The following is a 12935-nucleotide window of genomic DNA, read 5'->3' as shown; positions in this document are numbered from 1 at the left end:
CCATAAGAGGTAAAAATGAGACAGGGGGTGGAGCATCCGGACGAGATGGACGATACATAGTAAAATGAAGAAATTTTAGAATTGGGTGCAGGGTAAATTAAAAAAAGGAGGATTCATATGATGAAAAAAATGAGCAGAAGAATGGCGGCAGTCATTTTGGCGGGAACGATGATTTTAACACTTATGGGATGTGAAAGTGCGAAAGAAGACGAGCAGGCGTCGTCGAAATCGGCGGAAACACCGAAGGCGGATGCAGGAGAAGAACAGCCGGGGGCGGCAGAACTGTCCATGTTTGTGCAGCTGGACCCTAAGACAGCCGCGTCCAGGAAATCACTTTCAGAAGTACCGGCAGTCCAGGAGATCGAGAAACGTACCGGGATTACCATCGAGTTTCTGCATCCGGCCGGAAATGATCTGGCGGAACAGTTAAGCTTGATTCTGGCGGCCAATGATCTGCCGGATCTGTTCTCCGTAATCTGGAACACAATTCCCGGCGGCGTGGATAAATTGTATAACAGCGGCCAGATCATAGATTTGAGCGGTTATATCGACACAGACATGCCGAACTTCAAAAAACTGATGGATGCCCATCCGGAAATCAAGACGCAGATGGTGACCGATGACGGGAAGGTACTGATGCTTCCGGAACTGCGGCTGGAAGAATCCACGCAGTACTTTGAATGCTTCTTTATCCGCAATGACTGGCTGGAAGCGGTAGGGAAAGAGACACCAACCACCATAGACGAACTTCATGACGTATTACTGGCATTCAAGACCCAGGACCCGAATGGAAACGGGAAACAGGATGAAATACCGTTCGTCTCCGGTTCCGACCAGCCGGGCGTGGAACGCTTGGGATATCTGTATGGAATCAACACCGCATGGGCAGCCAGTAATTGTATGTATGTGGACGACGGCAAAGTAAAGTTCGGGCCGGCAGAGGATACGTACCGCGATTATGTGACGACCATGAATCAGTGGTATAAAGAAGGGCTCATTGATCCGGATTATCTAAGCAGTGATGCATCCGGCAGGGACGCTAAGATCACGAGTGAGGCCGGCGGAATGTTCTATGGAAAGATGAATGGACAGCAGGCGGTGTACCTGGGCGCCATGGCGGATCAGAACCCGGACTTTGATCTGGTTGCGCTGCCCTATGTAAATGCACCGGATGGTAATGCTTATGACTTTAATTCCACATACTGTGTTGGAGTATCCGGAATCGCCGTCTCCGCCCAGTGCGAAGATGTAAAAACAGCGCTGAAATTTGTGGATTATCTGTATTCGGACGAAGGAAATCTGATCTCCAATTTCGGCATTGAGGGGGATACTTATGAGATCGTGGACGGGATTCCGAAATACACGGAAAAAGTGACTAAGAATGAGGAAGGCTTGTCTCTGGTACAGTCGATTGCCAAATATACCATCGGCGGCATCCAGCCCAGAATGATCAACGACATCAACTACTGGGACGCGGTCATGACCTACCCGCAGCAGAAAACCGTATATGAGTCCTGTTCTAAAGCAACCAGAGACCGGATGCTTCCGCTGGTCAGCATGACAATGGATGAATCTACTGAGGTAAACGGAATCTTTGCGGACTTAAAGCCCTATATACAGGAAATGACCAATAAATTCATTATGGGGGATATCGGCCTGTCGGAATTCGATACCTATATCGAAAATGTAAAATCCATGAATATAGACACGGCAATCGCGGATTATCAGGCGGCTTACGACCGATTTAGCAAGAGATAAGTTGATCCGTGTATCAATAAGATCCTGTCAGAAGGACCCTGATACAAGCATTTTTTAAACACGCTCTGGGACTGGAACAGATATAGGAGGAAGGAGAGCAACACAGATGATCAGTTTGTTTGATAAAATATACGGCTGCGAAGCAGCAGGCTCCATCGGAAACTCCATGGGGGAGATCATGGAGGGATGGACCATAGCACAGAGAAAGGAACGGCTGGGTTATGTGACGGAACTTTTGCCGGTGGAGAAGCCGGAGATGGATGGGCGGCTCAACCGGACGAATCCGGCCGATGTGAACCTTGGGAAGCCGCTGATCTACCACGGGCACAGGAGAGCCGCCGGGACCACGGAGGACGGGGAGGAGCGGCACCGGCTGTGTGCCACTGCCATTATCGAGAAGCAGGGCAGAATCGATGTGATGGACCTGGCCAGGATCTGGATCCGGGATTTAAAACCGGAGAATTTCGGTTATCTGCTGGGTCCGCAGGATCAGATTATCTTTTACGCGCTTCAGGCCGGAGTACCGCCCCAGGAAGTGGGCCGCTACGCTTCGTGGCCGGGATTCTACGGAACCAGCAAGATGATGTCACCCATCGGGGAGGTCAACGCCTGCTGCCCGAAGATGGCTGCCATGGATGCGGCCAACGTGGGACGGATTAAGGATGTGCAGGGGATGTCCGGAAATTACGCCATCGAAGTGTGCAGTGCCTACGCGGCCGCGGTGGCGGAAGCGCTCAAACCGGATGCCACTGTTTCCAGCGTGATCGATACGGCTCTTGGCTGTCTGAGCTGGTCTGCGCGCTCGGACTGTATGGAGGCGCTGAAATGGGCGGATGGGTGCGATGACATAGAAGAATACGGCCGCCAGTTTGAGAAAAAGTACGAGGGACGCCCGGTATCCAATGCGGTGGAAATTTTCTCGGCAGCTCTTGGGATTTTTCAGATGGTGGACGGGCATCCAAAAGATGCGGTTATCTACGGGGTCAATTCCGGCAGGGACACGGACTGCCGCGCCCATACGGCCGGCTCACTGGCCGGCGCATTGAGGGGAGTCTTTGAAATCCCGGAAAACTGGATTCGTCAGGTGGATGAAGCCATGAAGGTCAACGAGTACACGGTATCCAGAAGGACGATCCGGGAATCGGCGGAAGGGCTCTATCAGGCGGCTCTGTGTAATATGGAAGAAATGAAACAGACGGTGGCATGGCTGGAAGAACAGATCCATTAAAGGAATCGTGTCTCCCTGAACGAAGGGGACAGATCAGAGATAAGAATAAGACATGGAGATTGCTTATGGTAAATAAAAAGACGATAAAGCCACGTAAAAGCTTTGGACAACGGGTAAAAGTAGAATTGTCCAGACACAAATATTTATATCTGATGCTGATTCCGGTGGCGCTTTATTACATTATATTTTTGTACGTTCCGATGTATGGATCAATCATCGCGTTCAAAGATTACCGGCCGGACCTCGGAATCCTGGGCAGCCCCTGGGTGGGACTCAAGCATTTTAAAGATTTCTTTACTTCCATATACGCATGGAGAGTCATCCGTAATACGCTGCAGATCAGTCTGGGAACCCTGTTGTTCGGGTTCCCGGCACCGATCATACTGGCTCTGCTGCTCAATGAGATACGTTCGAAGATATTTAAAAAGTCAGTTCAGACGCTGACCTACCTGCCGCACTTCATTTCCACGGTCGTTATTTGTTCGATTATTCTGAACTTTACCGCCACGGATGGGGTGGTAAACAGTATTATTACGGCGCTTGGCTTTGAACCGATCCAGTTTATGATCCGCGAGGAATGGTTCCAGCCGATCTATATCGGCACGACGATCTGGCAGCAGGTGGGCTGGGACTCCATCATCTATATCGCCGCATTGGCCGGGATCGACCAGCAGCTGTATGAGGCGTGCAGAATCGATGGCGGCGGGCGTCTGCGGCAGCTGCTTACGGTAACGCTGCCGGGAATCCTGCCGACGATTGTGGTCATGCTGGTTATGAACGCGGGGAAAATCATGAGCATTGGTTATGAAAAAATACTGCTTTTGTATAATTCCAATACCTATGAGACCGCAGATATTATATCAAGTTTCGTATACCGCAGGGGAATCGTGGATATGAATTACAGTTTTGCTTCCGCAGTAGGACTGTTCAATTCCGTTATCAATCTGATCCTGCTGGTATCCGTGAACCGTATCTGCCGCAAAATGACGGATAACAGCCTGTGGTAGGGCAGATACCGTGGAGGAAAAGGTATGTTTAGAAATTTTGCAAAAAAGTCCAGAGGCGAAAAGGTTTTTACCGTCCTGAATTACCTGTTTTTATCTCTGCTGACGATAATCATTATATATCCATTTGTGTATGTGGTGTTTGCTTCCTTCAGCGATCCCTTCGAAATCATGAGCTCCAGGGGCCTGCTGTTAAAGCCGAAGGGGTTTTCCCTGGAATCCTATAAGGTTGTGTTCCATAATCCGAATATCTGGAAGGGATATCTGAATACCCTTTTTATCCTGGTTTTCGGAACCGGCATCAACATCCTGCTTACGTCCTTCGCGGCCTATGCGCTTTCCAGGCCTGATTTTAAGGCGGGCAGCAAGATTATGGTACTGATCGTATTTACCATGATGTTCAATGGTGGAATTATTCCGACCTATATCCTGATCCGAAACATAGGTTTATTTAACAACCTGTTTGCGCTGATCCTGCCCACAGCGATTAATACCACAAATCTGATCATTATGCGGACGGCTTTCCGGGAAATACCGGATTCTTTGCTGGAAGCGGCGAAAATGGACGGAGCCAACGATTTCCAGCTGTTATTTAAGATCGTCATGCCGCTTTCAAAGGCGACAGTAGCGGTTATGGTTTTATTTTACGCAGTTTACCACTGGAATGCCTGGTTTAACGCTTCCCTCTACCTGATGAAACGGGAGTTGTATCCGCTGCAGCTGATCCTGCGGGATATCCTGATTCAGAATGATACGGCCAGCATGACCGTGGGAACTTCCACAACCGATACGGCAGCGGTCGGACAGACGATCAAATATGCGACCATCATGGTGTCCACTCTGCCGATCTTATGTGCCTACCCGTTTTTGCAGAGATTTTTTGTAAAAGGGGTTATGATTGGAGCTGTGAAAGAATGACAAGAGAATCCCTTCATCAATATTTTCATATCGGGACTTTACAGTGGATGTCCTATCCTGGTATGGCGGCCGTGGACGCTGTTCGGAAAATTGCCGCAGACGACTATTTTGACGCTGTGGAAATAAGCCCCGTATCGGAGGCGGAGAGGGAAGAAGTGAAAAAACTTCTGGAGCAGTCCCATCTGGCAGTCTCGTACGGCGCCCACTTTGCGCAGCTGCAGGCCGGGTGGAACCCGAATTCCCTGGCGGAGGAGGAACGGCAGTATGCGCAGCAGCAGCTGCTGCGGTGCATCGACGAAGCCGCATGGCTGGGGGCTGGGACCATGTCTTTCCTGGCCGGGAAATGGGAGCCGGGAAAGCAAAAGGAACACCTCCGACAGCTGGTGAAAACTACGGTAGAGCTTTGCAGGTATGCGGAACAAAGAAAGATGAATATTGAGCTGGAAGTGTTTGACTACGATGTGGATAAATGTGTATTCATCGGTCCGGCTTCCCTGGCGGCAGAATTTGCCACCGCAGTCAGGACGGACTGCCAGAACTTTGGGTTGATCGTGGATTTGTCACACATACCGCTGACGCATGAAAGCATGGAGCATGTGGTACATGTTTTGAGACCGTATATCACGCATTTTCACATAGGAAATGCGGTTCTGGACCGGGAAAGCCCGGCCTATGGTGATCAGCATCCCAGGTTTGGCTATCCAGCCGGCCGGAATGACGAGACGGAGCTGGCAGCGTTTTTGCGTATCCTGCGGGCTGAAGGATTTATGGACAAGAGGCGGCTGCTGCCTTTGTCTTTCGAGGTGAAGCCAAGGGTGGAGGAATCTCCTGATATTATTATATGTAATTGTAAAAGGACTCTGAATGCCGCTTGGCGAAGATTAGTCGGCAATGATTTAGAAGCGCTATGATAAGAACGATAATAATTTGATTGCCAAAGAATCAGAATAAAGAGTAGGCTTGCACATCCTATATAAAAAATGATATTGTTATACTAGAATGAATAATTTACCATAACCTGGTAATTGAATAAGGCAGTGAGAGGAATGAGTATGGAACTGACAAATGCGAACAGCAGACTGGATATCTGCCGATCCACAAGTGAGAGGGTATGTGAAATATTAAGACAGGCTGTCTGGGATCATACGCTGACAGCGGGGGAACGGCTCGTAGAAGCCAAGCTCGCAAAAACCTTGAATATTAGTATTACACCGTTGCGGCAGGCCTTTATTTTACTGACGAAAGAGGGGCTATTGACCTCCTTTCCCTATAAGGGTACCTATGTGACCTATATTACAAAGGAATATTGTCAGGACGTGCTCTTTGTACGCAAGCAGCTGGAGCCGGCTGTCTGTCAGGCAGCGTTTCCCAGGATAACGGTCCAGGATATCAAATACCTGAAAGGGCTGTGCAGACAATCCGACTATTATTATGAAAAAGGGGACAAGCTGGAAGCGATCCATTTTGATATCCTTTTTCATGAATTTTTCTTCGACCGGGCGGGGAGCGCCCTGATGCTGGAAATGTGGAATATCCTGAAAAACAGGGTGATTGCGGTGCAGTCTTACACCAAGATTCGTGAAGTGGAAAAGGGATATGTGACCGCAAGACACGGCAGTATCATAGAAGCCCTGGAAAAACAAGACCAGGAAGAGGCGATCCGATGCCTGATCAAGCACCTGGAAACCTCCACGCTGAACTACAACTTCCCCAGCGAGGACGAAGTAGAGTATAAGTAGAGGGAAACCGCGGAAGATTGTCATAGAGGGGACTGGCTTCTTCCGTCGGTAAAGCCAGCCTGCCAGTAACAGATGGCGGAAGGTGCCTGTCCCCGGATGTTGGTCTCTGGTGAGATACCGAATTCGAGCCGGCCTCCGGGGACAGGCACCTTCCGCCTTTCGTTACTGACATACAGACTTTACTGACGGAAGAAGCCAGTCCCCTAACGCGCGGGCGGATCTGGACTTGTTCCAGCCAGTATCTATTATGGTTGTCATGCGTTTTTCGGTATGCTATAATACTTTGTATTGTAGCATACCTTTTTCTATTTAATTAGGAGATTTATAACCGGAGGCGGATTGATTTTGGAAATAAAATTTGATGTAAAAATGACAGCGCAGACCATGTACGATTTTATGCTGTACCATTCCTACCGTAATTTTCAGGGAGTATTCGGAACTTTCCTGGGAGCTGCCGTTCTGATCCTGGCCATAATGACATTCGGTGATGTATCAACCGGCTATACCATCCTGTATCTTGCCTTTGCCGTAATCTTTCTGGTATACACGCCTTTAGGACTGTACACCAAGGCAAAAAGACAGGTGGCCATGACCCCGGCATTCAAAAAACCCATCACCTATATCTTAAACCCGGAAGGAATCGCGACAGAACAGGACGGCAACAAAGCGCAGGCGAAATGGTCGGATATTTACAAAGTGCGCAAGACGAAAAAGTCCCTGCTGCTCTATCTGAATAAAGTAAACGCGGTGATACTGCCGATCGAGAGCATGGGCGTCCAGTATGATGAAGTGGCCGCGTGCATCAGGGAGCATATCCCGGAGAACCGTGTCCGGATAAAAGCAAGCAGAAAGACAGGAATATAACTATGGTAATCGAAACAAACCGGGCAGAGGATACCTTTGCGCTGGGCAGAAAGGTCGGAGAACAGGCCAGGGCCGGCCAGGTCTATACCCTGGTGGGGGATCTGGGCGTCGGAAAAACCGTTTTTACACAGGGGGTTGCGCGGGGACTCGGAATAACGGAACCCATCAGCAGCCCTACCTTTACGATTATACAGGAATATGAGGAAGGGCGTCTGCCTTTCTTTCATTTTGACGTGTACCGGATCGGGGACATAGAGGAAATGGAAGAGATCGGCTATGAAGATTATTTCTACGGGGAGGGCATCTGCCTGGTTGAATGGGCCAATCTGATCGAAGAACTGATCCCTGCGGACGCAGTACATGTGGCGATTGAAAAAGATCTGGAGAGAGGCTTTGACTATCGCCGGATCACGATCACAGGAGGAATAAACCTATGAAAATTCTGGCACTTGACAGCTCCGGGCTGGTAGCGACGGTGGCTGTGGTAGAGGATGACAACCTTCTGGCAGAATATACGGTAAATTATAAAAAAACACATTCCCAGACGCTGCTGCCCATGCTGGACACCATCGCATCCATGATTGAGCTGGATCTCGACAGCATCGATGCGATCGCGGTGGCCAAAGGCCCCGGCTCCTTTACAGGTCTGCGGATCGGCTCCGCCACAGCCAAAGGACTGGGCCTGGCGCTTGACAAGCCATTAATCGGGATCCCCACGGTAGACGGACTGGCTTATAATCTGTATGGAACGGACAAGCTGATCTGCCCGCTGATGGATGCCAGACGTAACCAGGTCTATACGGGAATCTACGAATTTGTAAAAGAAGAATTTCACGTACTCGATGCCCAGATGGCGGTGCCAATTGATGAAATCGCGCGCCGGCTGAATAGCTATGGCCGGGAAGTAATCTTCCTGGGCGACGGGGTACCTGTATTTTCCGAAAGGCTGGCAGAGCTTATGCAGGTGCCGTACTCCTTCGCACCGGCTCATATGAACAAACAGCGGGCATCCGCGGTGGCCGTACTGGCGCTATCCTATGCGAAAGCCGGAAAAACGGAGACCGCAGAACAACACATGCCGGATTATCTTCGGCCTTCCCAGGCAGAACGGGAACGTGAGGAAAGGGAGAATGCCGGAAAATGCTGACAGTGCGCCCAATGGAAGCAAAAGACTTATGCCGGGTAACTGCGATCGAGAAGGAAACCTTTTCGATCCCATGGTCGGAGAAAGCTTTTTCGGATAGTATGAACCTTCCCTATACGATATATCTGGTGGCGGAAACGCCGGATGCGCAGATCGCCGGATATTGCGGGCTGTATCAGGTATTCAGCGAGGGGGAGATCACCAACGTGGCGGTGGCACCTGCATATCGCAGGCAGGGGGTAGCCGGGACTATGCTCACACAGCTGCTGGAACAGGGGAAACACAGGGGAATCGAAAGCTTTTTTCTGGAAGTGCGCCGGAGTAATCTGTCGGCCCGAAGACTTTACGAAAAGCTTGGGTTCTGCGGAGATGGCATCCGCAAAAATTTTTATGAAAAGCCCAGGGAAGATGCAGTTATTATGTGGAAGCGCTGATAATAATTCCCACTAGGAACAAAAGCAAAAAGCCGATATAATGAAGACAGATAGAAAACATGACAGCAGGTTTGAAATCAGGGAGGAATCGGCATGCGTAAATACAAAGAGAAACGAACATTTTCCGTGGAGAAGATCTACTGCAATATGTGCGGAAAAGAAATGACCGTCGTGAACGGAGTGATCCGGGAGGGGGTACTTTCCGTGGACAAGTCCTGGGGGTATTTTTCCGACAAGGATGGGCAGGTGCATTCCTTCGATCTGTGTGAGGAGTGCTATGACAAGTTCATTGGGAAATTTCAGATTCCGGTTGAAATTGTAAAGGAAAAAGAATTAATATAGAAGAAAAATGTAAAGCCCTTGAGCCGGAAAGTAAAGTTTAAGAGCGATAATGGAGGAACCATGCTGGATGTTTGTTTGTTAGGAACAGGAGGAATGATGCCGCTGCCCCGCCGGGCGCTGACGGCGTTAATGACCCGGTACAACGGGAGCAGTATACTGATCGACTGCGGGGAAGGAACCCAGGTCGCTATAAAAGAAAAAGGTTGGAGCTTCAAGCCCATTGATGTGATTTGCTTTACGCACTACCATGCGGATCATATTAGTGGGCTTCCGGGCTTATTGCTGACCATTGGAAATGCCGAACGCACGGAGCCCATCACCATGATCGGGCCGAAAGGGCTGGAACGTGTGGTCTCTGCCCTTCGGGTGATCGCGCCGGAGCTGCCGTTTTCGATCGAGTATATCGAGCTGAACGGTCCGGAACAGGAGATCGAACGAGGCGGCTGCCGGATTCGGGCGTTCCGGGTCAATCATAATGTGGTCTGCTATGGCTATACCATTGAAATCGACCGGGCCGGCAGGTTTCAGGTGGAGCAGGCACAGAAGTATATGATTCCCCAGAAGTTCTGGAACAAACTGCAAAAAGGCGAGACTATAGAGGATAGCGGACAGGTGTATACACCGGATATGGTTCTGGGCCCGCCGCGAAAAGGGATAAAACTGGCCTACTGTACGGACAGCCGGCCGGTGGCCGCCATTGCGGAGCATGCTCAGGATTCCGATCTGTTTATCTGTGAAGGTATGTATGGAGAAAAAGGAAAAGAATCCAAGGCTGCCGAATATAAGCACATGACTCTCTATGATGCGGCAGAACTGGCTAAAAGCGCGCAGGTGAAAGAGCTTTGGCTGACGCATTACAGTCCGTCTCTGATCCATCCGGAAGAGTTCGCGGCTGATGTGCAGCAAATATTTCCGAACAGCGTGATCAGCAGGGACCGGAGAAGTACGACATTGGAATTTGAAGAGGGGAAATAAACGTGGAAAAAGATGTATTACTTTTGGCAATCGAAAGTTCCTGTGATGAGACAGCCGCTTCTGTAGTAAAAAACGGAAGAACCGTGCTGTCAAATGTAATCTCTTCCCAGATCGAACTGCACAAGCTCTATGGCGGTGTGGTTCCGGAGATCGCATCCAGAAAACATATTGAGAAAATTAATCAGGTAATCCAGGAGGCCCTGGATACGGCAGGGGTTACCCTGGATGACTTAAGTGCCATCGGGGTTACCTATGGACCTGGGCTTGTGGGGGCTTTGCTGGTGGGCGTGGCGGAGGCGAAAGCCATTGCTTATGCCAAAAAGCTGCCGTTGGTGGGGGTTCATCATATTGAAGGACATATCAGCGCCAACTATATTGAGAATCCGGATCTGGAACCGCCGTTTTTGTGTCTGGTGGTGTCGGGAGGACATACCCACCTGGTTCGGGTTAAGGATTATGGTGTGTATGAGATATTGGGAAGGACCAGAGATGATGCGGCGGGAGAAGCCTTTGACAAGGTAGCCAGAGCGATCGGCCTGGGGTATCCCGGGGGGCCTAAGATAGAAAAACTGGCAAAGGAAGGCGATCCCCATGCCATCGCATTTCCACGGGCGAAGATCGAAGAATGCGCCTATGATTTCAGCTTCAGCGGGCTGAAATCCGCGGTGTTGAACTATATGAACGGCTGTAAAATGAAAGGTGAGGCGGTGAACGAAGCGGATATCGCAGCTTCTTTCCAACAGGCGGTCATCGACGTGCTGATACGAAACGCCATGCAGGCGGTAGATGACTATCAGGCGGACACCCTGGCCATCGCCGGGGGAGTCGCCTCCAACGGGACTCTAAGGGAAGCGGTTCAAAAAGCCTGTCAGGAGAAGGGTGTGCGATTCTGCCATCCGTCGCCGATTCTGTGTACGGATAACGCCGCCATGATCGGAACGGCCGCTTACTATGAATATCGAAGAGGAGTGCGGCATGGCTTCGATCTGAATGCCGTGCCCAACTTAAAGCTGGGTGAACGTGTATGAAAAAAGACCGGTGTATCGCCATTGTGCTGGCCGCGGGTAAAGGAAAACGGATGGGAAGTGAGACACAGAAGCAATATCTGCTTCTGAAAGGCAAGCCCATGATTTATTATTCATTGGACACATTTCAGAAATGTGAACTCATCGATGAAATAATCCTGGTGGCCGGAGCAGGGGACGAGGAATACTGTCAACGGGAAATCGTAGAAAAATACCGGTTTTCAAAGGTGGTATCTGTGATACCAGGCGGCAGGGAAAGATATCATTCCGTCGCCAACGGCCTGCATGCCATAACGGCCTGCGATTATGTGTTTATCCATGACGGGGCCAGGCCCTTTTTAACCCGGGATATCATAGAACGGTCATATGTGTCGGTAAAAAAGTATCAGGCCTGCGTCGTGGGAATGCGGGTAAAAGATACGATCAAAGTGGTGGACAGCCAAAGTTTTGCTGTGGATACGCCGGATCGGAGCGCTTTGTGGCTGATTCAGACACCGCAGGTATTTTCTTATGATTTGATTCGGAAAGCCTATGACTTACTGTTGGAACAGGGGGATGAGGCTTGTGTGACGGATGACGCCATGGTGGCGGAGCTTCTGCTGGGGACGAAGGTAAGGTTGGTTGAGGGCTCCTATCAGAACATTAAAGTAACGACTCCAGAGGATTTGAAGATCGCAGAGGTATTCTGCCCCCAGGCTTAGAAATCGTCTGCAGGACACCATACAGCTGGAAGGAATCTTTCATAAAAAATATATAGTTGATGTATAGAATCGGGATTTCGTGTTAAACTTCTAAATACTGGTGCCCGGACAGGGCAGTCCCGCTGTGACAGCATCCTCTGTTATCAGGCAGCACAGAACGGATTCTCAAGCTGCATGCAAGTAGAAAATGCGACAGAAATCATAAAATATGGCAGTAATATTGGCTTCAAACCGCATGTTTTCAGGCATGAAATCACTTGCTGGAAAAAAATGAAAAACTAAGTAGAAAAGTAGTTGACAGGCTGAAAATGTGATGGTAGAATATTAGTTGCCGCTGAACAGCGGACAACTTGGAGAGGTGTCCGAGTGGTTTAAGGAGCTGGTCTTGAAAACCAGTGACTCCGCAAGGGGCCGTGGGTTCGAATCCCACCTTCTCCGCTCATAAACAGCTGCTTTTGTTGTTCTGAAGGCGGTCTCATATATTTATTTGATTTGGCTATATTTGGAGAAGTACCCAAGCTGGCCGAAGGGGCTCCCCTGGAAAGGGAGTAGGTCGTTAATAGCGGCGCGTGGGTTCAAATCCCACCTTCTCCGTTGTTTGGAAAAGCTTTGAAAAAATGAATATAAAAAAATGGAAAAAAGTAGTTGACAAAACACATCAGACCATGGTAATATATTCGAGCTGACCCAAACAAGGAAAGCAAGGTTCTCGCAGAGAACTGCTGATGAACATTGATAACTAAACAGTGAAACAACCCTGAAAATTCTAAAAAAGAATTTCAGAAACGAACGCTTTCTTATAT

The 12935-nt window shown here is 49.6% G+C and carries 14 protein-coding genes and 2 tRNA genes; all 16 read left to right on the top strand.

Annotated elements, in window-relative coordinates; genetic code table 11:
* Positions 1 to 117 precede the first annotated feature (117 nt).
* The 16 genes from KTH90_RS10435 (at position 118) to KTH90_RS10360 (ending at position 12726) form a co-directional block, all read left to right on the top strand.
* Entirely contained in the window at positions 118 to 1758 is a 1641-nt protein-coding gene (locus KTH90_RS10435; protein WP_158352343.1) for an extracellular solute-binding protein, read from the top strand.
* A gap of 106 nt (positions 1759 to 1864) precedes the next feature.
* Positions 1865 to 2986, top strand: a complete 1122-nt coding sequence (locus KTH90_RS10430; RefSeq protein WP_158352342.1) for an ADP-ribosylglycohydrolase family protein — start codon at positions 1865 to 1867, stop codon at positions 2984 to 2986.
* A gap of 65 nt (positions 2987 to 3051) precedes the next feature.
* Positions 3052 to 3993, top strand: a complete 942-nt coding sequence (locus KTH90_RS10425) for an ABC transporter permease (protein ID WP_158352341.1) — start codon at positions 3052 to 3054, stop codon at positions 3991 to 3993.
* Between the two features lie 24 nt (positions 3994 to 4017).
* Positions 4018 to 4908: a carbohydrate ABC transporter permease gene (locus KTH90_RS10420; RefSeq protein ID WP_158352340.1), complete on the top strand. Its 891-nt coding sequence runs from the start codon at positions 4018 to 4020 to the stop codon at positions 4906 to 4908.
* Positions 4905 to 5819, top strand: a complete 915-nt coding sequence (locus tag KTH90_RS10415; protein WP_158352339.1) for a sugar phosphate isomerase/epimerase family protein — start codon at positions 4905 to 4907, stop codon at positions 5817 to 5819. The genes KTH90_RS10420 and KTH90_RS10415 overlap by 4 nt, the downstream gene beginning before the upstream one ends.
* Positions 5820 to 5960: 141 nt before the next feature.
* Positions 5961 to 6647 carry a GntR family transcriptional regulator gene (locus KTH90_RS10410; protein ID WP_238726765.1) on the top strand — a complete coding sequence of 229 codons (687 nt, stop codon included), beginning with the start codon at positions 5961 to 5963 and terminating at the stop codon, positions 6645 to 6647.
* A gap of 345 nt (positions 6648 to 6992) precedes the next feature.
* Positions 6993 to 7511 (top strand): YcxB family protein, encoded by a 519-nt coding sequence (locus KTH90_RS10405; protein WP_158352337.1) that lies wholly within the window; start codon positions 6993 to 6995, stop codon positions 7509 to 7511.
* A gap of 2 nt (positions 7512 to 7513) precedes the next feature.
* Positions 7514 to 7948, top strand: a complete 435-nt coding sequence (gene tsaE, locus KTH90_RS10400; RefSeq protein ID WP_158352336.1) for a tRNA (adenosine(37)-N6)-threonylcarbamoyltransferase complex ATPase subunit type 1 TsaE — start codon at positions 7514 to 7516, stop codon at positions 7946 to 7948.
* Entirely contained in the window at positions 7945 to 8658 is a 714-nt protein-coding gene (gene tsaB, locus KTH90_RS10395) for a tRNA (adenosine(37)-N6)-threonylcarbamoyltransferase complex dimerization subunit type 1 TsaB (RefSeq protein WP_158352335.1), read from the top strand. The genes tsaE and tsaB overlap by 4 nt, the downstream gene beginning before the upstream one ends.
* Entirely contained in the window at positions 8652 to 9089 is a 438-nt protein-coding gene (rimI, locus tag KTH90_RS10390; protein ID WP_158352334.1) for a ribosomal protein S18-alanine N-acetyltransferase, read from the top strand. Before tsaB ends, rimI begins: the two co-directional genes overlap by 7 nt.
* A gap of 93 nt (positions 9090 to 9182) precedes the next feature.
* The gene (locus KTH90_RS10385; protein WP_158352333.1) at positions 9183 to 9431 is read left to right on the top strand and encodes a hypothetical protein; all 249 of its coding nucleotides are present in this window, start codon (positions 9183 to 9185) and stop codon (positions 9429 to 9431) included.
* 60 nt (positions 9432 to 9491) lie between these two features.
* Positions 9492 to 10406, top strand: coding sequence for a ribonuclease Z (locus KTH90_RS10380; RefSeq protein WP_158352332.1), 915 nt, complete (start codon positions 9492 to 9494; stop codon positions 10404 to 10406).
* A complete protein-coding gene (gene tsaD, locus KTH90_RS10375) occupies positions 10403 to 11434 on the top strand; it encodes a tRNA (adenosine(37)-N6)-threonylcarbamoyltransferase complex transferase subunit TsaD (RefSeq protein ID WP_158352331.1) in 1032 nt (343 codons plus the stop codon). Before KTH90_RS10380 ends, tsaD begins: the two co-directional genes overlap by 4 nt.
* The gene (ispD, locus tag KTH90_RS10370; protein WP_238726764.1) at positions 11431 to 12132 is read left to right on the top strand and encodes a 2-C-methyl-D-erythritol 4-phosphate cytidylyltransferase; all 702 of its coding nucleotides are present in this window, start codon (positions 11431 to 11433) and stop codon (positions 12130 to 12132) included. The genes tsaD and ispD overlap by 4 nt, the downstream gene beginning before the upstream one ends.
* Before the next feature lie 352 nt (positions 12133 to 12484).
* A tRNA-Ser gene (locus KTH90_RS10365) sits at positions 12485 to 12570 on the top strand.
* A 66-nt stretch (positions 12571 to 12636) separates the two neighbouring features.
* Positions 12637 to 12726 (top strand) — tRNA-Ser (locus KTH90_RS10360).
* Positions 12727 to 12935: the final 209 nt, after the last annotated feature.

The sequence above is a fragment of the Diplocloster modestus genome (assembly GCF_019042245.1).
GTDB lineage: Bacteria > Bacillota > Clostridia > Lachnospirales > Lachnospiraceae > Diplocloster > Diplocloster modestus.
This window is presented reverse-complemented; position numbering and strand designations above follow the sequence as displayed.

What these genes read in the sequence shown, in the direction of transcription:
- KTH90_RS10435 (WP_158352343.1), top strand. Translation starts at nt 118, where the DNA reads ATGATGAAAAAAATGAGCAGAAGAATGGCGGCAGTCATTTTGGCGGGA.
- KTH90_RS10430 (WP_158352342.1), top strand. Translation starts at nt 1,865, where the DNA reads ATGATCAGTTTGTTTGATAAAATATACGGCTGCGAAGCAGCAGGCTCC.
- KTH90_RS10425 (WP_158352341.1), top strand. Translation starts at nt 3,052, where the DNA reads ATGGTAAATAAAAAGACGATAAAGCCACGTAAAAGCTTTGGACAACGG.
- KTH90_RS10420 (WP_158352340.1), top strand. Translation starts at nt 4,018, where the DNA reads ATGTTTAGAAATTTTGCAAAAAAGTCCAGAGGCGAAAAGGTTTTTACC.
- KTH90_RS10415 (WP_158352339.1), top strand. Translation starts at nt 4,905, where the DNA reads ATGACAAGAGAATCCCTTCATCAATATTTTCATATCGGGACTTTACAG.
- KTH90_RS10410 (WP_238726765.1), top strand. Translation starts at nt 5,961, where the DNA reads ATGGAACTGACAAATGCGAACAGCAGACTGGATATCTGCCGATCCACA.
- tsaE (WP_158352336.1), top strand. Translation starts at nt 7,514, where the DNA reads ATGGTAATCGAAACAAACCGGGCAGAGGATACCTTTGCGCTGGGCAGA.
- tsaB (WP_158352335.1), top strand. Translation starts at nt 7,945, where the DNA reads ATGAAAATTCTGGCACTTGACAGCTCCGGGCTGGTAGCGACGGTGGCT.
- rimI (WP_158352334.1), top strand. Translation starts at nt 8,652, where the DNA reads ATGCTGACAGTGCGCCCAATGGAAGCAAAAGACTTATGCCGGGTAACT.
- KTH90_RS10385 (WP_158352333.1), top strand. Translation starts at nt 9,183, where the DNA reads ATGCGTAAATACAAAGAGAAACGAACATTTTCCGTGGAGAAGATCTAC.
- KTH90_RS10380 (WP_158352332.1), top strand. Translation starts at nt 9,492, where the DNA reads ATGCTGGATGTTTGTTTGTTAGGAACAGGAGGAATGATGCCGCTGCCC.
- ispD (WP_238726764.1), top strand. Translation starts at nt 11,431, where the DNA reads ATGAAAAAAGACCGGTGTATCGCCATTGTGCTGGCCGCGGGTAAAGGA.